Origin of the sequence: Vibrio neptunius (assembly GCF_000967495.1) — a bacterium.
GTDB lineage: Bacteria > Pseudomonadota > Gammaproteobacteria > Enterobacterales > Vibrionaceae > Vibrio > Vibrio neptunius.
Genome location: NZ_JXXU01000088.1, coordinates 46,899 through 67,033 on the forward strand (window position 1 = coordinate 46,899; position 20,135 = coordinate 67,033).

Genomic DNA, 20,135 nt, shown 5'->3' on the forward strand with positions numbered 1-20,135 from the left:
AAAGCGATCTTTCACACCATAACTCAGTAACAAAGCAACAATCTTTCATAGCTGCTGAAAAGCCGACTTTTATATCGATTGACCAAAATTATGCCAATCAAAAATCCATTGACGGAACTATCATCTAACTGAAATCTAGGGATAACGATAATCACAATAACAAGGAAGTAACCTCCATCATGATGCCATCTCATAAAACCATTCGTTCTACAGTTACTGGCGCCATCGCGTTGCTATTAGGTTTAGCGTCTGTCACCAGTTTCGCCGCAGAAAAAGTCTATCGACTCAAGTTAGCTGAAACTTGGGGACCAAATACTCCAATTCTAGGTGATGCCACCAAGAACATGGCTCAGCTAGCAGAAGAGATGTCTAACGGTCGGCTTAAGATTCGCATAGACTCTGCCAATAAACACAAAGCGCCATTGGGCATTTTCGATATGGTCAAGTCAGGTCAGTATGACCTTGGGCACTCCAGTTCGTATTATTGGAAAGGTAAAGTACCTAACACACTGTATTTCTCTTCCATGCCCTTCGGGATGATCACGACCGAGCAATACGCTTGGTTTTATCGTGGTGGTGGTATGGAGTTGATGGAAAAAGTCTATGCACCGCATAACTTACTTTCCTTCCCTGGTGGCAACTCCGATATTCAGATGGGTGGCTGGTTTAAAAAAGAGATCAATTCCGTTGAAGACCTAAAAGGTTTAAAAATTCGCATTCCTGGATTTGCCGGTGAAGTGATGGCCAAAGTTGGAGCAAAACCAACCAATATAGCGCCTGGCGAACTGTATACCTCACTTGAACGAGGCACAATTGATGCGCTTGAATGGGTAGGCCCTGCTTTCGATTTGCGTATGGGTTTTCAAAAAATCGCCCCCTACTATTACACAGCGTGGCACGAGCCTGGCTCTGAAACTCAATTCCTAGTCAACAAAAAAACGTGGGACAGACTACCTAAAGATCTTCAATCGATCTTAGAAACAGCTTTCAGGGTAGCGGCATTTGATATGTACACACAGGCACTCGATGCTAATGCCAACAGCTGGGCGAGCATGAGTGCTGAATATCCCAACATTAAAGTTCGAGATTTTCCACCGGAAGTGCTCAGCGCAATGCAAACCGCGACTCAAGAACTGTTAGAAGAGCTAGCGAACAAAGATGAACTAGCAAAGGAGATCATTACCTCTCAGAAACAGTACCTGACTAAGGTGCGTGCCTGGACCAATATTTCTTCCAAAGCCTATCTAGATAGCAATTAAGCCTTTTGTGGGTGGCAAAATGTCCTTGCCACCCATTTGAAAGCACATCAATAACCAGCCGCTTGCCTCTAGAACTAACTGTTGCTTTATTTCATTAAAGCCAAAATGATATTTTGATCACATTAACAGTGAAGCACACTCGCCTAAATAAACCAACAAAGATCACATAAATTCAGTATCAGATAATCCAACACCATAAATTAGTGACAAGAGTCACATAAAATAACTCAATGAAAAGCACTAAATAGTGACAATGATCATTTAATTATTATTGACATATCAAATACTGAAAAATTGTATAAAAATTACACGCCAATTACTTGATAGAGATCGCCATAAAAAAGCGTTGAGGGCAGGATTTTTTGCATGAGGTCACAAAAAACCCGTCGTCAGTTCCAAAATGAATTTGTGTGGTAAATTGATTGGGTACTAAGCAATCAAGCGGTTTTGGCGAACCGTACTACTACAATATTCATCAGAACATCGAACGGGGAACTGTTATGATATCACCAGACGCTAAGATCAAGATACAAAATTTTGGTCGTTTTCTGTCTAATATGGTAATGCCCAATATCGGCGCGTTTATCGCGTGGGGTTTTATTACTGCTCTATTCATTCCAACAGGCTGGCTACCAAACGAGACATTAGCGTCTATGGTCGGCCCAATGATTACCTACCTATTGCCACTGTTAATCGGTTATACCGGCGGTAAACTTGTCGGTGGCGAACGCGGTGCGGTTGTTGGTGCAATCACCACTACGGGTGTGATTGTGGGCACCGATATACCTATGTTCATGGGTGCCATGATGGTCGGTCCGCTAGGTGGCTGGGCAATCAAAAAATTCGATAACTACATCGACGGCAAAGTGAAAAGTGGCTTTGAGATGTTGGTCAACAACTTCTCAGCAGGTATTATTGGTATGCTTGGCGCAATGCTTGCGTTCATGTTCATTGGACCATTTGTTAAAGTACTTTCTGGTGGTCTCGCCGCTGGGGTTAATTTCCTAGTTTCAGCACACCTACTTCCTCTAACCTCTATTTTTGTAGAACCTGCTAAGATCCTGTTCCTAAACAATGCGATCAACCACGGTATATTTTCTCCACTCGGGATCCAACAAGCTTCAGAAATGGGTCAATCGATCTTCTTTCTTATTGAAGCAAACCCAGGGCCGGGGCTGGGCATCCTCTTAGCTTATATGGTGTTTGGTAAAGGAACTGCTCGTCAAACAGCAGGTGGGGCTTCTATCATCCACTTCTTCGGTGGCATTCATGAAATCTACTTCCCATATATTCTGATGAACCCACGCTTGATCCTTGCGGCAATCACGGGCGGCATGACAGGCGTATTTGTTCTCGTCATGTTTAACGCGGGTATTGTTTCTCCAGCATCACCAGGTTCAATTTTCGCTATCTTACTCATGACTCAAAAAGCATCTATCGTCGGAGTTCTTGCGTCTATTGCTGCCGCAACAGGTGTTTCGTTTACAGTTGCTGCTTTGTTGATGAAAACCCAATCAACGTCGGAAGAAGACGGGGATGAAGCAGCACTTGAAAAAGCAACATCACAAATGAAAGACATGAAGTCGGCCACCAAGTCAAACAGTGCAGTAAGTGCTCAAAACAAAGGCAACATAGACTTAGCGGATGTTAAAAGTATTATCGTAGCCTGTGATGCGGGGATGGGTTCCAGCGCAATGGGTGCCAGTATGCTACGTAAAAAGGTACAAGATGCAGGTTTAAGTATCAGCGTAAACAATCTTGCAATCAACAACTTAACAGAGAGTGCCGATATCGTGATTACTCATAAAGATTTAACGGATCGTGCTCGCAAGCATGCGCCCGACGCTCAGCATATTTCACTGACCAACTTCTTAGATAGCGAAATGTACAGCCAACTGGTCACTAAGCTACTTGCTGCCCAGAAAAGCCAAGCTGCGAATGACGAGCAAGCAATTAAAGTTTCTCTGATGGCGGCCAATGACGACACATTTGAACCTCAGCCAACATCCGTTTTCCAAATCGCATCAGAAAACATTCATTTAGGACTTAACGCGACGAACAAGGAAGAAGCTATTCGCTTTGCTGGCAATAAACTGGTCGAGATGGGCTACGCCGAACCTGAATATGTAGACGCAATGTTTGAACGAGAAAAACTCGTTCCGACCTACTTAGGTGAATCTATCGCAGTTCCACACGGTACCATTGAAGCCAAGGATAAAGTTAAGAAGACCGGCATCGTTATTTGTCAGTACCCATCTGGCATCCAGTTTACCGACGATCAAGACGATGTCGCCAAGCTTGTCATTGGCATTGCCGCCAAAAATGACGAACACATTCAGGTCATTACCACCATTACTAACGCACTCGATGAGCCAGAGGCCATTGATAAGCTAACGAGTACCAAAGATGTTGCGGAAATTCTCAGCATCCTTGGAAATCCGCAAGCCGCTTAATCACCTCTTTAACAACTTTGCTCCTGAGAGCAAACGAGGTCAACTGCCCCCTATACGGTTGGCCTCACCCTAGAGTCGTTAGTTTTATTCAATTGAAATTGGTAGGTAAATTATGAAGAATGCTGTTCATTTTGGCGCAGGTAATATTGGCAGAGGATTCATCGGAAAACTCTTAGCGGACGCAGAAGTAAACGTCACTTTCGCAGACGTTGATGCCCCACTTATTGATCAACTTAGCCACAAACAGGAATACAAAGTTAAAGTCGTTGGTACTCAATGTCAGATTGATACAGTTAGCCACGTCACCGCAGTAAACTCCGCCAGCGAAGATGTGATTGACCGAATTGTAAAAACAGACTTGGTCACCACAGCAGTTGGGCCCAATGTTCTCGACATTATCGCCAAGACAATAGCTACAGGTATTGCCAAAAGATTTTCAGCCGGAAACAACGCTCCTCTCAATATTATTGCTTGTGAAAATATGGTTCGTGGCACCACACACTTAAAAGGCGAAGTATATAAACATTTAGACCATTCATTGCATGCTAAAGCCGACCTACTTGTGGGTTTCGTCGATTCAGCAGTTGATCGCATTGTCCCACCAGCAGAAGCCGCCAATGATGACCCACTGGAAGTCACGGTAGAGAGCTTCAGTGAGTGGATTGTGGACCAACAACAGTTCAAAGGTGAAATCCCAGACATTAGTGGGATGGAGAAGACCGATAATTTAATGGCTTTTGTAGAACGTAAGCTGTTCACCCTAAACACGGGGCACTGCATCACAGCCTATCTGGGCTGTTTAAAAGGTCATCAAACGATTCGTCAGGCGATAGAAGATCCTGAGATACAAGCCGATGTAAGACAAGCAATGGAAGAAAGTGGAGAAGTTCTGATTCGTCGCTACGGCTTTGATCGCCAATTACACGCAGCATACATAGAAAAAATCCTCGGTCGATTTGCTAACCCTTATCTTGTCGATGAAGTCGATCGTGTTGGTCGCCAACCCATTCGCAAATTGGGAGTAAACGATAGGTTAATCAAACCATTACTCGGTACAATCGAGTATGGTACTGAAAACAGAATACTTTTAAAAGGAATTGCAGCTGCATTAAAATACCGCAGTAGTGAAGACCCTCAGGCTATCGAGCTACAAAACTCACTAATAGAGCATGGTGTGAGTAAAACCCTCGCTTGCTACACAGGTTTGAGTGAAGACAGTGAAGAAGTTGCTCAAATCGAGTCGATTTTCAACACCTTATAACAACATGTAGGGGAGCTCTTCTCCCCTTATTAAACGATATTTAGTTCAGTATATGGCAGACAAAATAAATGAAACCGACATTATAGAGCGATTAAACAACGCACCTTCGGTTCGCGGCTTTTTTATTGCTGCTGTTGATGTGTTTAATGACTCTATTGATGCGTTGATGCAGCGCATTTTCCAGAAAGATAACTTTGCAGTTCAATCTGTTGTCGGTCCACTGCTTCATGATTCAGGCCCACTGGGTGATTTATCAGTGCGTCTTAAACTCTTGTTTGGTTTAGGGGTGCTACCCAACGATGTTTATCACGACATCGATGATATCATCAAAATCAAAAACATCTTAAACAGCGATGTGACCGATTATGAGTTTACCGACCCCAATATCTTAGACCCTATAAAGAAGCTTAATCTGGTCAAAAAAATGGGCATGGTACATATGGAAGTCATGGAACCGGATGATGATATCGATCTCGAGTTTTATCAGTTACAACTGAAACGCCAGCAACAAATAATCAAGTCTGGGCTCTCTCTCGCGATCGTTGAAATATGTAATGAACTAGGTAAAGAGAGCCCATTCTAATCATTCCGTGAGCCCCCACACTATAGAAAGAACCTCATATGCTCAAAGCTATACTCTTCGATATGGATGGCCTTATTTTTGACAGTGAGTTTATTTACAAACAAAGCTGGCAATTCGCGGCTATGGAACAAGGGCTATCAATATCTGATGACTTTTATCAGCAGTTTATTGGTGTACAAGATCCGGAATGCGAACAACAGCTTATAGACTACTTTCAAAGCGCTATCGATATACATCGTTATCGAAGCATTAGAGACCAGCACTACCACAACCTAAGATCTCACGGTATTCCTCTCAAACCAGGATTTGAACCGCTCCTTAGTGCTATAAAACAACGCGATCTACTCACGGCTATCGTCACCTCTTCGCAACGTTCAGATGTCGAACATAACTTTCGGACAAGTCACTATTTAGCGCAATTTGATCTCATTATTAGCGCTGAAGATGTCACTCTCGGCAAACCTAATCCCGACTGCTATAAGATGGCTTATTGCCAGCTAGGGGTTGATGCAAAACAATGCCTAGTACTGGAAGATTCGAACAACGGAATCAAAGCTGCCTTAGCAGCAGAGTGCAACGCAGTGATGATTCCTGATCTTCTGCCACCTCTTTGTGAGTTGAAAAGCAAGATAACCGTCTTAAATCAACTGGACGAAGTGATTCCATTGCTGGATAACATGTAAACAGATTAAAACTAAAAAAACCGAGGCAATGCCTCGGTTTTCATTTGTCTAACTGAAGTTACTCTACCGTTACCGCTTTGGCTAAGTTACGTGGCTGATCCACATCCGTACCTTTGATGAGAGCAACGTAGTAAGACAATAGCTGCATCGGAATCGTATAGTAGATAGGTGCAGTGATGTCACTTACGTGAGGCATCGTGATGATCTTCATGGTTTCATCAGCTTCAAAGCCCGCCTCTGCATCAGCGAAGACATACAGCAAGCCACCACGCGCGCGCACTTCTTCAATGTTCGACTTAAGTTTTTCAAGCAGCTCATTACTCGGTGCGACGACAACCACTGGCATATCAGCATCAATCAGCGCAAGAGGACCATGCTTCAATTCACCTGCAGCATAAGCTTCTGCGTGAATGTAAGATATCTCTTTCAGCTTCAACGAAGCTTCCATAGCAATCGGGTAAAATTCACCACGGCCAAGGAACAAGGTGTGGTGCTTATCAGCAAAATCTTCCGCTAGAGCTTCAATATCTTTCTCAAACGATAGCGCAGAGTTGATCTGTTTTGGTAATGCATGCAGTGCTTCAACAATCTCTTTTTCTTTCTCTTTGCTTACACGGTTTTGCTGCTTACCAAGTGCCGTCACTAGCATTAGCAGTGCTGAAAGCTGAGTTGTGAAGGCTTTCGTAGATGCAACGCCGATTTCGACGCCAGCACGTGTCATGAAAGCAAAGTCGGACTCACGAACTAACGAAGAGCCTGCAACGTTACAAATCGTCATTGCCGCCATGTAACCTTTCTCTTTAGCAAGGCGAAGCGCTGCCAAAGTATCAGCCGTTTCACCTGATTGAGATAAAGTGATCAGCAGGCTATTTGGACGAGTCACAAATTTGCGGTATCGGAACTCTGACGCAATTTCCACATCACAACTTACGCCTGCAATGTCTTCAAACCAGTAGCGTGCAGTCATCCCCGCATTATAAGACGTGCCACATGCGACGATCTGTACATGCTCAACTTTACTCAAGATTTCTGCCGCATTAACACCAATAGCTTCAGTGACGACTGAATCCGATGTTAGGCGGCCTTCCATTGTGTTAATTAAAGCCGTTGGTTGTTCGTAGATTTCTTTTTGCATGAAGTGACGGTACTGACCTTTGTCACCCGCATCGTGCTCTGCGTTTGACTCAATGATTTCACGCTCAACACGTTCACCAGAAAGATCAAACACGTTCACGTCACGACGAGTAATTTCAGCCACATCGCCTTCTTCCAGATACATAAAGCGACGAGTCACATTTAGCAGGGCAAGCTGATCTGAAGCAAGGAAGTTTTCACCGACACCGAAACCAATAACGATCGGGCTGCCAGAACGAGCAACAACAATGCGTGAAGGATCTTTGCGATCAACAGCAACTGTACCGTAAGCGCCTTCAAGTTGCTTGGCAGTTTTCTGAACCGCCTCAAGTAGTGAGTCAGCAGTGCGTAGTTCCCACTCAACCATGTGAGCAATGACTTCAGTGTCCGTTTGGGAGTCAAATACATAGCCACGAGATTTCAGCAGCTCACGCAGCTCTTCATGATTTTCAATGATGCCATTATGCACAACAGCAATATCACCAGACATGTGCGGGTGTGCATTAGCCTCTGAAGGCTCACCGTGGGTCGCCCAACGCGTGTGAGCGATACCTGTCCCACCGACCACTTCCGCTGCGTCCACAGCGTCCGCCAGTTCCTGAACTTTACCCAGACGGCGAAGGCGAGTCAGATTAGAATCACCATCAACTACAGCAACACCTGCCGAGTCATAACCACGGTATTCAAGGCGGCGTAAGCCTTCCACCAGAATTTCAGCCACATCTCGTTGTGCTACTGCACCGACGATTCCACACATATTTGTATCTCCGTTTTTTGGTATCCCTTCCTCATCCGAGGTACGCAATCTAGACAGCAAGCAAAAAAGCCAAATTGACGGGATTAAATTGATTAATTTGTTTTAAATAGCTTTATACGCAAATAACTTTCACATCATGAGATTCAATTTGCTGTTTGAACTCAGGATTTAAGTCTTTGTTAGTAATTAAGATATCGATGGAAGTCCAAGCCAGTTCGAGGTTTGGAATCTTACGACCAATTTTTTCAGATTCGACCATCACAATGACTTCACGTGACACTTCAGCCATCACTTTACTTAGGCCGACCAATTCATTAAATGTTGTCGTACCTCGCTCTAAGTCAACGCCATCAGCACCAATAAATAGCTGGTCAAAGTCATATGAGCGTAGTACCGACTCAGCCACTTGTCCTTGAAAAGACTCAGAATGTGCATCCCAAGTCCCGCCCGTCATCAATAACGTTGGCTCACTTTCAAGCTCATTAAGCGCGTTCGCCACATTGAGTGAGTTGGTCATCACAACCAAACCACGCATACCATCCAGTTGCTTGATCAATGAAGCGGTTGTGCTGCCACTGTCGATCACAATGCGATTGTGCTCGCGGATCAGCTTGGCTGCCGCTTGGGCGAGCTCACCCTTACGAATCGAAACATTTTCGCTCAATTCATCGCTGACGACTTCTTTTGGTAATGCGATAGCACCACCATAGCGACGCAATAGTTGGCCATTTTTCTCTAAAGAGGCAAGATCCTTTCGAATTGTGACTTCAGAAGTCTCAAATTGGATCGACAAAACCTCAACACTGACCTCACCTTTTTCATTTACCAAATTAGAAATTGCGTGCCTTCTTAGTTGCGTGTTTCGTTTCGACATCTTAATTTCATTCAATAAGTTTCGTTGTGAAAGAAATTATAGTCAAATCGAAACTTTAAAGTCCATTTATTTTGAACCAAAAAATAAAAAATAGCGGCAAAACCTTGTCCTAAGACAATTCTTAAACAGTGATATTGGCGTGAATCAGTGGTAGAATTCGCCACCGAAAAGAAAAAAAATTACAGAATTGACCGTTATTTTTTTGCAACTAACCGCATATATCCTAGGTTAGTCACAGAAATGCTGAGTATTATCCAGACAGTTTGGTCATAAAATGACTAAACTTGTTGAAAGACTTTCAGTTCTGAAGTCGACGACAACATTGATGTTCTCTTGTATATAGAAGGCTCGAAATGCCAGGCGGGAACCCTCGACTTCAGCGAGATAAATGACTTTCAGATTGTAACTATTATTGACCGGAGAATATCTTCCATGAAAAAGACCAAAATCGTATGTACGATTGGCCCTAAAACTGAATCTGTAGAGAAGCTAACTGAACTCGTAAATGCAGGCATGAACGTAATGCGCCTAAACTTCTCTCACGGTGACTACCAAGAGCACGGCACTCGTATTGCGAACTTCCGTAAAGTAATGGAAGAGTCTGGTAAGCAACTGGCTATCCTTTTAGATACTAAAGGTCCAGAGATCCGTACTATCAAGCTAGAAAATGGCGATGATGTTGATCTGGTTGCTGGTCAGGAGTTCACTTTCACAACTGACACTTCAGTTGTGGGCGACAAAGACAAAGTAGCGGTAACTTACGCAGGTTTCGCAGCAGACCTTAACGTTGGTAACACTATCCTAGTGGACGACGGTCTGATCGAAATGGAAGTACTGGCAACTTCAGAAACTGAAGTGAAATGTAAGGTACTGAACAACGGTGCACTAGGCGAAAACAAAGGTGTTAACCTACCTGGCGTTTCAGTAAACCTACCTGCTCTATCTGAAAAAGATAAGAACGACCTTAAGTTTGGTTGTGAGCAAGGCGTTGACTTTGTTGCAGCCTCTTTCATCCGTAAAGCGTCTGACGTGAAAGAAATTCGCGAAGTGCTTGCGGCTAACGGCGGTGAAAACATCCACATCATCTCTAAAATCGAAAACCAAGAAGGTGTTGATAACTTCGATGAGATCCTAGAGCTGTCTGACGGTATCATGGTTGCTCGTGGTGACCTAGGTGTTGAAATCCCAGCGGAAGAAGTAATCTTCGCTCAGAAGATGATGATCGAGAAATGTAACCGTGCCCGTAAGATGGTTATCACAGCGACTCAAATGCTTGATTCTATGATCAACAACCCACGTCCTACTCGTGCAGAAGCAGGCGACGTTGCGAACGCAGTGATGGACGGTACTGATGCTGTCATGCTTTCTGGCGAAACAGCCAAAGGTAAGTACCCAGTTGAAGCGGTAACTATCATGGCTCAGATCGCAAATCGCACAGATGCAGCACTAAAAGCGGAACTAGGTTCTCGCCTTGATAGCCCTCGTCTACGTATCACAGAAGCAGTATGTAAAGGCGCTGTAGACACAGCTGAAAAACTAGCAGCTCCACTGATTGTTGTTGCAACTGAAGGTGGTAAATCAGCTCGCTCAGTACGTAAGTACTTCCCAACAGCAAACATCCTTGCACTGACTAACAATGCAAAAACAGCAGCTCAGCTTGTGCTAACAAAAGGTGTTCGCCCTGTGTTGGTTGATTCAATCGACAGCACTGACGCATTCTACGTACTAGGTAAAGAACTCGCACTTGAATCTGGTCTAGGTAACAAAGGTGACATCGTTGTTATGGTATCTGGCGCTCTAGTTGCTTCTGGTACAACAAACACAGCTTCTGTTCACGTTCTATAAGAACCGAATAAATATTCACTTTTTAAAGAGGGCCTCGGCCCTCTTTTTTTATCCCTTCCTCTTGTCTCACTATTTAGTACGCTGTATTATCGCTCAAAGTATTGCGTACCATTAAATTCACGCCCGTTTTATATAACGCTGTATTTATGCATGTGAGGAAAGGATAGTGTCTAGCCCAACGTTGACTAACAAAGTCTCGAAAATGATCTACCAAGACATATTGAGTGGAGAGCTAAAACCGAGTCAGAAGCTAGTAGTCGCCGATCTAAAAAGCCGATATCACGTGGGGGCTTCACCAATTAGAGAAGCACTAGTGCAGCTCTCATGGACAAAGTATGTCAGTCTCGAGCCACAAAAAGGTTGCTGGGTATCACCAGTATCTGTGGATGAACTTGCCGATCTATACGAAAGCCTACGTACCGTCGCCGCTGTGCTACTGAAAAAATCGATTCTTTCAGGAAGTGAAGACTGGGAGCTCGAAGTTTTAACATCGTTTCATAAACTATCACGAATAGATTTGCCTAACGATGATTATGACTGGAAAGAGTGGGAAGAACGCCTGCATCAGTTCCATATCACGCTGCTTGAAGGTTCAAATTCACGCAACATGTTTGAGTTTTTCACTGATCTTATCAATCAAATCAAGCGTTACCGCTATTTCGCTCGCAACAATGGACTGGACACACGTCGTTTTGAGATTGATGAGTGTGAAAACATCATGAAATTGGTTCTAGCAAAGGACACCGAGCAAGCAACAAAGCAGTTTGATCGTCATCTTCATCGCTCAATGGAACAGATACAAACCACAATCGAACAAGACGTATAATCCAGAAAATCAAACGAGGTTTTAAGCAATACCATGACTACTTTTACACACAAAGACTCAATTTAATCCGAGCGTCTTTGATTCATACACAGCCATATCATCACACTTATCGTGGTGTGTGCCATCATGATGGTAAACTACTAACCACAGACACGGACCATAAAGCCTACCTCATACAAGGCGTTAACTCTCCCGAAGCAAACTCACGACTCTCAGCAAGCAATAGGACATATTGGTATAAGCGATGACTGTGTGGGAGAAGTTCGACGATCATCATGAATTGGCTGCTAATGCTGTGATATTCCTATTCAGCTTAGACCGATTGATACCAAAAGATGTTTTGTTAACACCTCACCACCAAAGCTCTTAAATAAAATGTGCAACCGTACACACCATAATAAAAAGCGGTTAATAACAACTCTATTAAAGCACCTTAGGTGTAAAAAGGTGCTTTCATTGCTTAATCCAACTGATAAATGACGTCAACTCGATCTCGGATCACGATAGATGAATCCTGATAAGTATTGGATTCTGTTTTAGCATCCATCGTCATAGAGCGCATGAGCACGGGTTGAGAGCTTGGCATATTGTAATCGATTCGCCACACACCATTGATATCTTTGCCAAAACCAGAGGCCAGTGACTCGGCTTTACTATTGGCATCCTTGATGGCGGCTTGGCGTGCTTGCTCTTGATATTTAGCCTGATCTTTCACTTTAAGCTGAATGTTTTCGACCTGGTTGATGCCCGAATTCAGCGCAATATCCAGATACTGATTCAAGTTCGCCAATTCATCGACAGTAACATTAACAGTGCGAGAAGCACGGTAACCCACTAACTCAGGCTTACCATTTTTCGGGTAATGGTATTGTGGTGAGATATAAAGATTAGAGCTGGTGATGTTGTCAGCACGCATTCCCTGCTCTTTCAGTTTAGTCAGAAAGTCTGTCACTACTTTGTCGACTGTCTGTTTGGCTTGTTCTGCCGTCATGGTGGTTTCGACCACACGAACCGTAAACTTCGCCATATCAGGCTTTGCAACAACTTCACCATATCCGGTCGTAGCTAGGTGTGGGAAGTTAGGCGTATCAGCGTATGCACCAATACTGACCAGGCCTGAAACGGCAATTGCCAGGCTAGAAACTATCTTCATTATTGTTCACCTTATTTAACTAATCACATACATCATAGCGTTTAGATGCTGCATGAGGAGTCTAGTTCGATGTTCTGACAGAACTTTAACCAAGTACTAGCTCGACAGCACATTTCTCGCATAATTAACAATGGATTGAGTCACTTCTTCCAATACACCCGATTCGAGTTGCCAGTGATGCCAATAGATGCGATATGAACTTAAGAACCCGGGTAAGATGTCGACTAATCTCCCTTGCGCTAACTCTTTTTGGATCTGAAAGCTTGGGATCAAACAATACGCGACTCCTGCCAGGGCCATTTTGACAAACGCTTCTGAACTGGCAACGCGATGAGTCCGGACATTATCTGGCAAGATATTAAAATGCTCTTTTAAAAACAGCTGATGTTGATCATCATGCTGGTCGTATGCCACTGCTGGGGCCTGCAGTAGAGATTCATAGTTAACGCCGTTGGGGAAATAACGCTCGACGAATTGCGGGTTTGCCACACAGACATAATCAACTCTTCCTAAATAGTCCGCCTGACATCCGGGAATAGGCCGAGATTCTAGGCTAATTGCACCAGTGACCTCGCCACTTTTGAGCTTTTCTATTGCCCTAACTTCATTGAGTACTGCCAGTCTCAGCTCAATGTTCCGCGTTGTCAGTACCTGCTGTAACGAAGGCAACAGCCAAGTTGCCAGGCTATCGGCATTGGTGGCGATAGAAATCGCTAGCGGGCGCTCTGAATCACTATTAGTTAATTCAGGTACAAGCTCACTTTCTAGCAATTGCACCCTATGATAAAGGCCCAACAGCTTTTTACCCACCATTGTTGCTCTAGGTGGCTGCTCGCGAACAAGCACGGGCTGAGCGAGAAACTTTTCTAACTGCTTAATACGCTGTGAAACCGCAGACTGCGAGATGTAGAGCGCCTCCGCTGCACGTTCAAAACTGCCTTGAGTCACTACTGACTCCAAAGCTTCTATCCATTTGTAATCCAACCCACGCATAGCACCGCCAAAAATAAGTAAAACTTATAATAGATTAAAATCATTAATTATACTTATCAAGATACTGACTCTATTCTCAACACTCATATTCGCAATTCACTGGAGAGATAAACGTGAATCTATGGGTGTTATTACAAGGCTTTGGGCTGGGTGCCAGCATGATCATTCCGATTGGTGCGCAAAATGCCTATGTTCTCAACCAAGGTATTAAGAGAAACCATCACTTGACGACCGCTACTATTTGTAGCGTTCTCGATGTTATCTTCATCTCGCTAGGCATATTTGGCGGTGGTGCAGTCCTGTCACAAAATGAAACCCTGCTCACGGTCGTCACCTTAGGCGGTATTGCCTTTCTGACCTTCTATGGCTTACTGTCACTCAAAAGCGCCATGTACACGAATAGAACGTCCGAGTCCAAGCATCAAGTCGTAGAACGTGGTCGTCGAGCTGTGATTCTCGGGGCACTGGCAGTCACTGTGCTTAACCCTCACCTGTACCTTGATACTGTGGTGATCCTTGGCTCAATTGGTGGACAATTTGAAGGACAAGATCGAATTTCGTTTGCATTCGGTACGATCATGGCCTCTTTTGTTTGGTTCTACACCTTGTCGATCGGTGCTGCGAAGCTTGGCCCCACCCTATCAAGACCAAGAGTAAAACAAGGGATTGATATTGTGGTCGCCGTAATGATGTTCACGATTGCCTTGATGCTAATTAACGAACTTGCCAATAAATACGGATAATTACATGGAACGATTAGATCAAATCTATCAGTACAATGTAGCTCTTCTTCAGCAGCTTGAAGTGAGCTTTAAAGAATGGCGTCATGAACCTATTCTTGATTTCGCCACTGATGTGCGTGTCGCAGAGCAACTTGGTTGGACAGGTACCCATAGCAAGAGTCTATTTCTGAAATTGAAAGGGGGCGGGCATGCGCTGTATCTGACCCACAAGGATGCACGCCTTGATAGTAAAGCTATCAAGCAAGTCTTAGGGAGGCGACCTTCCATTTGCAGCGATGAAGAAATGATAGCGCTGTTAGGCTGTCTTCCCGGCGCTGTTTGCCCTTTCGGTATGCCTGAACATGTTGAGATTGTCGTAGAACGTGCCTTATACCAACACCCGGAAATCCTCTACACACCCGGTCACCCTGAACTGACCATAGGCATTGCTGGCACTTCCTTGCCGAAACTATTGCAAGCTATCCCCAACTCAGTCATTGAGATATAAAAAAGCGAGGCTAGGCCTCGCTTTTCCAATCAGGATTCAACTTTGTTGAGGTGAACATCCATTTGCGGGAACGGAATTTCAATGCCTTCATGATCTAAGCCTTCTTTAATCGCTTGCATTAGATCGAAATACACTCCCCAGTAATCAGACGTCTTAACCCATGGTCGAACCACAAAGTTCACTGAAGAATCCGCCAACGTATGTACGCCAACCAGAACAGCAGGATCTTTAAGGATACGCTCGTCAGATTCACAGATCTTGGTTAAAAGCGCTTTGGTTTTCTGCAGATCCGCACTATAAGACACACCTATAATCAAATCGATGCGACGAGTTTCATGACGCGAGTAATTCGTGATAGGGCCGCCGATAACACTACCGTTTGGCACGACAACCATCTTGTTATCCGGAGTCGTCAGAACCGTTTGAAAGATTTGGATGGACTCAACACTGCCTGCTACGCCAGCAATTTCGACGTAATCGCCAGATTTAAATGGGCGGAAAGCAACAATCAGTACACCTGCTGCAAAGTTTGACAGCGACCCTTGCAGCGCTAAACCTACCGCTAAGCCTGCCGCACCGATAACAGCTACTACAGAGGCGGTTTGGACCCCGATACGACTCAAAGCCGCAATCAGTACAATCACAAATAATAAGTAACGTACCAAACCATGGACAAACTCAATAACCGCTTTATCCATCTTTTTCTTTTTCAGCATCTTAGCGACACTGTTCGCCACTATCTTAACAAAAATGTTACCGATGAATAGAATCAGAATGGCTGAAAGAACATTCACACCATACTGGATCAACAGGTCAGAATTATTGCTAATCCAAGATTCAGCCTGCGCTAAGCCATCCACTAATGGAGTTTCAATCTCCACCGAATTTCCTGCCATAATGTATACCCTCTAAAATGTGTGTCGATCTTATGAGTTACACGACTTTTTATGATTGATAGACGAAGTCGTCTTCATAGCTAACCTGAAACTGTGTCAGATTTTTGGCACGATATATCAATTTTGACGGTTCATAAAGTGACGTTTATGCAAAGAAAGCAAAAACAAAGAGTTATCAGAAAAAACTGATATCGGCTCGTTACAGATTACGCAATGGTTTTCAGTTTCGCCACTCTTTTAAGTGAGGAATAGCCCATTCATAAAACAAATACACTAAACACAAAAAAACCCGCTCATTGAGCGGGTTTTGCAAACTTCACAGAGTACTGAATTCCGGAGAATTATAGTACGTCTACTGCGTTTAGGTCAGCGAACGCTTTTTCTAGGCGAGTTACCATTGAAGACTGGCCTGCGCGTAGCCATACACGTGGGTCGTAGTACTTCTTGTTTGGCGCATCTTCACCGGTTGGGTTGCCGATTTGGCCTTGTAGGTAATCACGGTTTTCAGCTTCATACTTACGGATACCATCCCAAGTTGCCCACTGAGTATCAGTATCGATGTTCATCTTGATAACACCGTAACCGATAGATTCTTGGATTTCAGCTTCAGTAGAGCCTGAACCACCGTGGAAGACGAAGTTTAGAGCGTTAGGTGCGATACCGAACTTCTCAGCACAGTATGCTTGAGAATCACGTAGGATTGTTGGAGTTAGAACTACGTTACCTGGCTTGTATACACCGTGTACGTTACCGAAAGAAGCTGCGATAGTGAAACGGTGTGAAACAGCGTTTAGTTTCTCGTATGCGTAAGCCACATCTTCAGGTGAAGTGTAAAGCTCAGAAGCGTCCATGTCAGAGTTATCAACGCCATCTTCTTCACCACCAGTACAACCTAGTTCGATTTCTAGAGTCATGTCCATCTTAGCCATACGCTCTAGGTACTTAGCACAGATTTCGATGTTCTCTTCTAGAGACTCTTCAGAAAGGTCAATCATGTGAGAAGAGAATAGCGGCTTACCAGTTTGTGCGAAGAATTCTTCACCAGCGTCTAGAAGACCGTCGATCCATGGTAGTAATTTCTTAGCTGCGTGGTCAGTGTGTAGGATTACTGGAACACCGTAAGATTCAGCAACTGCGTGAACGTATTTAGCACCTGCTACAGCACCAAGGATTTGCGCACCTTGGCCTTCAAGTTTAATGCCTTTACCAGCGAAGAAAGCTGCACCACCGTTAGAGAACTGAACAACAACCGGAGCTTTAACTTTAGCTGCTGCTTCAAGTACTGCGTTTACTGAGTCAGTACCTACAACGTTTACTGCCGGAAGAGCAAAGTTGTTCTCTTTTGCTACTTCAAAAACTTTCTGTACGTCATCACCAGAGATAACACCTGGTTTTACGAAATCGAAGATCTTAGACATGGATGTAATCCTATTTATCTGTCGTTTTAAAAATAAAACTTGTTAAGTTTAAATTCTTGCAAACGTTTGCTCACAACGTGCGTCATTCTAGCAAAGAACAATGAGACTTGCAGCAAACCAGAAAGCGGGAGAGTCACTCCCCCGCTTTCGTTTAATTACTTAGCGCGCTCTTCAAGCATCGCAACTGCTGGTAATACTTTGCCTTCCACGAATTCAAGGAATGCACCGCCACCCGTAGAGATGTAAGAAACGTCAGCTTTAATACCGAACTTGTCGATAGCTGCTAGCGTGTCACCGCCACCTGCGACAGAGAAACCTGCAGACTGAGCGATTGCTTCAGAGATACCTTTTGTACCCGCTTCGAAGTTCTTGAATTCAAATACACCTACAGGGCCGTTCCATAGGATAGTTTTCGCGTTGCCGATGATTTCAGCTAAAGTCGCTGTTGATTCTGGACCAAGGTCGAAGATCATGTCGTCGTCAGCCACTTCTGAAACGTGCTTGATTTCAGCTTCTGCGTTTTCATCGAATGCTTTCGCGCATGCAACGTCAGTCGCAACGGGGATAGAACACTCTTTCATTAACTTTTGAGCCGTTTCAACTAGGTCTGCTTCGTATAGAGACTTACCTACGTTGTGGCCATCTGCAGCGATAAATGTGTTCGCGATGCCACCACCAACAACAAGTTGGTCAGCAACTTTAGATAGAGACTCTAGAACCGTTAGCTTAGTAGAAACTTTAGAACCACCAACGATAGCAACGAGTGGGCGCTCTGGGTTGTCCATTGCTTTGCCAAGTGCTTCAAGTTCAGCCGCTAGTAGAGGACCAGCACACGCTACAGGCGCGTTCATACCAACACCGTGAGTAGACGCTTGTGCACGGTGAGCCGTACCGAATGCATCCATTACAAAAATGTCACAAAGCGCTGCGTATTTCTTAGATAGCTCTTCTTCGTTCTTCTTTTCGCCTTTGTTAAAGCGAACGTTCTCAAGAACGACTAGCTCACCTGTGTTTAGCTCTAGGCCATCTAGGTAATCTTTAGCGAGTTTAACATCGCAATCTAGAGCGTCGTTTAGGTAGTTAACTACTGGTTGTAGAGAGAACTCTTCTGCGTATTCACCTTCAGTAGGACGACCTAGGTGAGAAGTAACCATAACTTTAGCACCAGCTTCTAAACAGTGCTTGATTGTTGGTAGAGATGCTAGGATACGTGCATCAGAAGTTACTTTGCCTTCTTTTACAGGTACGTTTAGATCCGCACGGATAAATACACGTTTACCTGCTAGATCCAGGTCAGTCATCTTGATTACAGACATGATGTGTCCTCTCAAATATTCAAAAAGTAAAGTTTTTAAGACCCGGCGACCCTGCCAAGCCCAATAATTCTTCAAACTGATTTAGATATGGAGTGTATCATTATTTATTTCAAGGCTAGAAATAAACATTTCTCCATCGCCTCTAATCTGCGTTCCCCTAAAAAGTAGCATCGAAGCGTCAAATTTGACGGGGAGCGGCTTGCATTGCGAGTGCCGTATCTAACATACGATTCGCAAATCCCCATTCGTTATCACACCAAACCAACATCTTAACCAAATGGCCATTACTGACACGGGTTTGAGTACCATCGACGATCGCGCTATGGGGATCATGGTTAAAATCGATGGAAACGAGCGGAGCTTCAGTATAGTCAACAATGCCCTGTAATGTACACTGAGAAGCCTTAACAATGGTTTGATTTACGTCATTAACTTTCACGTTTGTATTAATTGTGACGCTCAAATCCATGGCTGTGACGTTTACAGTCGGTACTCGTACTGAAATTGCTTCAAATTTGTTAGAAAATTTCGGGAAGATTCTTTCAATACCTTTATGCAACTTGGTGTCTACAGGTATGATCGATTGGCTGGCTGCACGAGTCCGTCTGAGATCAGAATGGTAGGCGTCGATGACCTGCTGATCATTCATCGAGGAGTGGATAGTAGTGATAGTACCTGAATCGATTCCAAAAGCTTCATCAAGGGCTTTGATAATCGGTACAATACAATTGGTCGTACACGAACCATTAGATACCACATTGTGATCAGCTGTTAGCGTATCGTGGTTAACGCCATAGATAATGGTATTGTCGAGATCGCTGGCACCTGGGTGAGAAAACAAGACTTTCTTCGCCCCCGCTTTGATATGCTCTTGACCATCAGCTTGAGAGCCAAACACACCGGTGCAATCCAACACTAAATCCACTTCCAGATCTCTCCACGGTAGAAGATCGATTTCTGCCAGATGAAGAATACGGATGGAATCAAACTCTCCGCTCTCATGATGAACGTAAATATGCTCCTGATCGTTAGTAATCTTCTTACCAAATCGACCGTGGCTAGTATCATATTGAAGCAAGTGTGCCATCGCATCGGGCTGCGCTAGCTCATTAACGGCTACCACTTTGATATCTTGGCTTTTGCCACTTTCATAGACTGCCCGCAAAACATTACGTCCAATACGCCCAAATCCGTTGATCGCAACTTTTAGCATGATTCCATCGCTCTACATCTTTTTCGTGTCACAAATACTACCTGATAGAGTTATAAATCGCATCTAGTTCCTCGTATCGGGCAAAAACAAAAAAGCCGAGTCACGAGGACCCGGCTTTCAAAGCAATTAATAATTAAGCTAAAAGCTCTTTCGCTGTATCCACAACGTTTTCAGTCGTGAAGCCGAACATCTTGAACAGCTCACCTGCTGGTGCAGATTCCCCGAAGGTGGTCATACCGAT

17 protein-coding genes are annotated in these 20,135 nt (G+C 44.1%); 9 read left to right on the top strand and 8 right to left on the bottom strand.

Annotated elements, in window-relative coordinates; translation table 11 throughout:
* The first annotated feature begins 182 nt into the window (after nucleotides 1-182).
* The 5 genes from TW84_RS22370 to TW84_RS22390 all read left to right on the top strand — a co-directional run bounded on the left by TW84_RS22370 (nucleotide 183) and on the right by TW84_RS22390 (nucleotide 6,239).
* A complete protein-coding gene (locus TW84_RS22370) occupies nucleotides 183-1,259 on the top strand; it encodes a TRAP transporter substrate-binding protein (protein ID WP_420806559.1) in 1,077 nt (358 codons plus the stop codon).
* Nucleotides 1,260-1,759: 500 nt separating this feature from the next.
* On the top strand, nucleotides 1,760-3,712 hold the full coding sequence (locus TW84_RS22375; RefSeq protein ID WP_045977819.1) for a PTS mannitol transporter subunit IICBA: 1,953 nt from the start codon (nucleotides 1,760-1,762) through the stop codon (nucleotides 3,710-3,712).
* A gap of 112 nt (nucleotides 3,713-3,824) precedes the next feature.
* Complete coding sequence (locus tag TW84_RS22380) at nucleotides 3,825-4,973, top strand: mannitol-1-phosphate 5-dehydrogenase (RefSeq protein WP_045977820.1); 1,149 nt, start codon at nucleotides 3,825-3,827, stop codon at nucleotides 4,971-4,973.
* Between the two features lie 52 nt (nucleotides 4,974-5,025).
* The gene (locus TW84_RS22385) at nucleotides 5,026-5,556 is read left to right on the top strand and encodes an MltR family transcriptional regulator (RefSeq protein WP_045977821.1); all 531 of its coding nucleotides are present in this window, start codon (nucleotides 5,026-5,028) and stop codon (nucleotides 5,554-5,556) included.
* Between the two features lie 38 nt (nucleotides 5,557-5,594).
* A complete protein-coding gene (locus TW84_RS22390) occupies nucleotides 5,595-6,239 on the top strand; it encodes an HAD family hydrolase (RefSeq protein WP_045977822.1) in 645 nt (214 codons plus the stop codon).
* 58 nt (nucleotides 6,240-6,297) lie between these two features.
* Here the strand turns inward: TW84_RS22390 and glmS are convergent, their stop codons facing one another.
* Together glmS and TW84_RS22400 are read right to left on the bottom strand one after the other, a co-directional pair.
* Nucleotides 6,298-8,130 (bottom strand): glutamine--fructose-6-phosphate transaminase (isomerizing), encoded by a 1,833-nt coding sequence (gene glmS / locus TW84_RS22395; protein ID WP_045977823.1) that lies wholly within the window; start codon nucleotides 8,128-8,130, stop codon nucleotides 6,298-6,300.
* A gap of 112 nt (nucleotides 8,131-8,242) precedes the next feature.
* Nucleotides 8,243-9,004: a DeoR/GlpR family DNA-binding transcription regulator gene (locus TW84_RS22400; protein WP_045977824.1), complete on the bottom strand. Its 762-nt coding sequence runs from the start codon at nucleotides 9,002-9,004 to the stop codon at nucleotides 8,243-8,245.
* Nucleotides 9,005-9,436: 432 nt separating this feature from the next.
* Between TW84_RS22400 and pykF the strand changes: the two genes are divergently transcribed.
* Nucleotides 9,437-10,849, top strand: coding sequence for a pyruvate kinase PykF (gene pykF, locus TW84_RS22405; RefSeq protein WP_006958219.1), 1,413 nt, complete (start codon nucleotides 9,437-9,439; stop codon nucleotides 10,847-10,849).
* Nucleotides 10,850-11,015: 166 nt separating this feature from the next.
* Nucleotides 11,016-11,675, top strand: a complete 660-nt coding sequence (locus TW84_RS22410) for a GntR family transcriptional regulator (RefSeq protein WP_045977825.1) — start codon at nucleotides 11,016-11,018, stop codon at nucleotides 11,673-11,675.
* Between the two features lie 460 nt (nucleotides 11,676-12,135).
* On the opposite strand, the gene TW84_RS22415 is transcribed toward TW84_RS22410, so the two are convergent.
* Together TW84_RS22415 and TW84_RS22420 are read right to left on the bottom strand one after the other, a co-directional pair.
* Nucleotides 12,136-12,828, bottom strand: a complete 693-nt coding sequence (locus TW84_RS22415; RefSeq protein ID WP_045977826.1) for an oxidative stress defense protein — start codon at nucleotides 12,826-12,828, stop codon at nucleotides 12,136-12,138.
* Nucleotides 12,829-12,924: 96 nt separating this feature from the next.
* Nucleotides 12,925-13,821 (bottom strand): LysR family transcriptional regulator ArgP, encoded by an 897-nt coding sequence (locus tag TW84_RS22420; RefSeq protein WP_045977827.1) that lies wholly within the window; start codon nucleotides 13,819-13,821, stop codon nucleotides 12,925-12,927.
* Between the two features lie 113 nt (nucleotides 13,822-13,934).
* On the opposite strand from TW84_RS22420, the gene TW84_RS22425 reads away from it, so the two are divergent.
* Together TW84_RS22425 and TW84_RS22430 are read left to right on the top strand one after the other, a co-directional pair.
* Nucleotides 13,935-14,564 (top strand): LysE/ArgO family amino acid transporter, encoded by a 630-nt coding sequence (locus tag TW84_RS22425; protein ID WP_045977828.1) that lies wholly within the window; start codon nucleotides 13,935-13,937, stop codon nucleotides 14,562-14,564.
* Between the two features lie 4 nt (nucleotides 14,565-14,568).
* Nucleotides 14,569-15,051, top strand: coding sequence for a YbaK/EbsC family protein (locus TW84_RS22430; protein ID WP_045977829.1), 483 nt, complete (start codon nucleotides 14,569-14,571; stop codon nucleotides 15,049-15,051).
* 29 nt (nucleotides 15,052-15,080) lie between these two features.
* Here the strand turns inward: TW84_RS22430 and mscS are convergent, their stop codons facing one another.
* The 4 genes from mscS to epd all read right to left on the bottom strand — a co-directional run bounded on the left by mscS (nucleotide 15,081) and on the right by epd (nucleotide 19,894).
* Nucleotides 15,081-15,947 (bottom strand): small-conductance mechanosensitive channel MscS, encoded by an 867-nt coding sequence (mscS, locus tag TW84_RS22435; RefSeq protein WP_045977830.1) that lies wholly within the window; start codon nucleotides 15,945-15,947, stop codon nucleotides 15,081-15,083.
* Between the two features lie 341 nt (nucleotides 15,948-16,288).
* The gene (fbaA, locus tag TW84_RS22440) at nucleotides 16,289-17,365 is read right to left on the bottom strand and encodes a class II fructose-bisphosphate aldolase (protein ID WP_006958234.1); all 1,077 of its coding nucleotides are present in this window, start codon (nucleotides 17,363-17,365) and stop codon (nucleotides 16,289-16,291) included.
* 155 nt (nucleotides 17,366-17,520) lie between these two features.
* Entirely contained in the window at nucleotides 17,521-18,681 is a 1,161-nt protein-coding gene (locus tag TW84_RS22445) for a phosphoglycerate kinase (protein ID WP_045977831.1), read from the bottom strand.
* Between the two features lie 178 nt (nucleotides 18,682-18,859).
* Nucleotides 18,860-19,894 (bottom strand): erythrose-4-phosphate dehydrogenase, encoded by a 1,035-nt coding sequence (gene epd / locus TW84_RS22450; RefSeq protein ID WP_045977832.1) that lies wholly within the window; start codon nucleotides 19,892-19,894, stop codon nucleotides 18,860-18,862.
* Nucleotides 19,895-20,135 lie beyond the last annotated feature (241 nt).

Excerpts from the sequence above, each read along its gene's own strand:
- TW84_RS22375 (WP_045977819.1), top strand. The coding sequence starts at position 1,760 with ATGATATCACCAGACGCTAAGATCAAGATACAAAATTTTGGTCGTTTT.
- TW84_RS22445 (WP_045977831.1), bottom strand. The coding sequence starts at position 18,681 with ATGTCTGTAATCAAGATGACTGACCTGGATCTAGCAGGTAAACGTGTA.
- TW84_RS22390 (WP_045977822.1), top strand. The coding sequence starts at position 5,595 with ATGCTCAAAGCTATACTCTTCGATATGGATGGCCTTATTTTTGACAGT.
- TW84_RS22430 (WP_045977829.1), top strand. The coding sequence starts at position 14,569 with ATGGAACGATTAGATCAAATCTATCAGTACAATGTAGCTCTTCTTCAG.
- glmS (WP_045977823.1), bottom strand. The coding sequence starts at position 8,130 with ATGTGTGGAATCGTCGGTGCAGTAGCACAACGAGATGTGGCTGAAATT.
- pykF (WP_006958219.1), top strand. The coding sequence starts at position 9,437 with ATGAAAAAGACCAAAATCGTATGTACGATTGGCCCTAAAACTGAATCT.
- TW84_RS22420 (WP_045977827.1), bottom strand. The coding sequence starts at position 13,821 with ATGCGTGGGTTGGATTACAAATGGATAGAAGCTTTGGAGTCAGTAGTG.
- TW84_RS22370 (WP_420806559.1), top strand. The coding sequence starts at position 183 with ATGCCATCTCATAAAACCATTCGTTCTACAGTTACTGGCGCCATCGCG.
- TW84_RS22415 (WP_045977826.1), bottom strand. The coding sequence starts at position 12,828 with ATGAAGATAGTTTCTAGCCTGGCAATTGCCGTTTCAGGCCTGGTCAGT.
- TW84_RS22400 (WP_045977824.1), bottom strand. The coding sequence starts at position 9,004 with ATGTCGAAACGAAACACGCAACTAAGAAGGCACGCAATTTCTAATTTG.
- fbaA (WP_006958234.1), bottom strand. The coding sequence starts at position 17,365 with ATGTCTAAGATCTTCGATTTCGTAAAACCAGGTGTTATCTCTGGTGAT.
- epd (WP_045977832.1), bottom strand. The coding sequence starts at position 19,894 with ATGCTAAAAGTTGCGATCAACGGATTTGGGCGTATTGGACGTAATGTT.
- mscS (WP_045977830.1), bottom strand. The coding sequence starts at position 15,947 with ATGGCAGGAAATTCGGTGGAGATTGAAACTCCATTAGTGGATGGCTTA.
- TW84_RS22385 (WP_045977821.1), top strand. The coding sequence starts at position 5,026 with ATGGCAGACAAAATAAATGAAACCGACATTATAGAGCGATTAAACAAC.
- TW84_RS22380 (WP_045977820.1), top strand. The coding sequence starts at position 3,825 with ATGAAGAATGCTGTTCATTTTGGCGCAGGTAATATTGGCAGAGGATTC.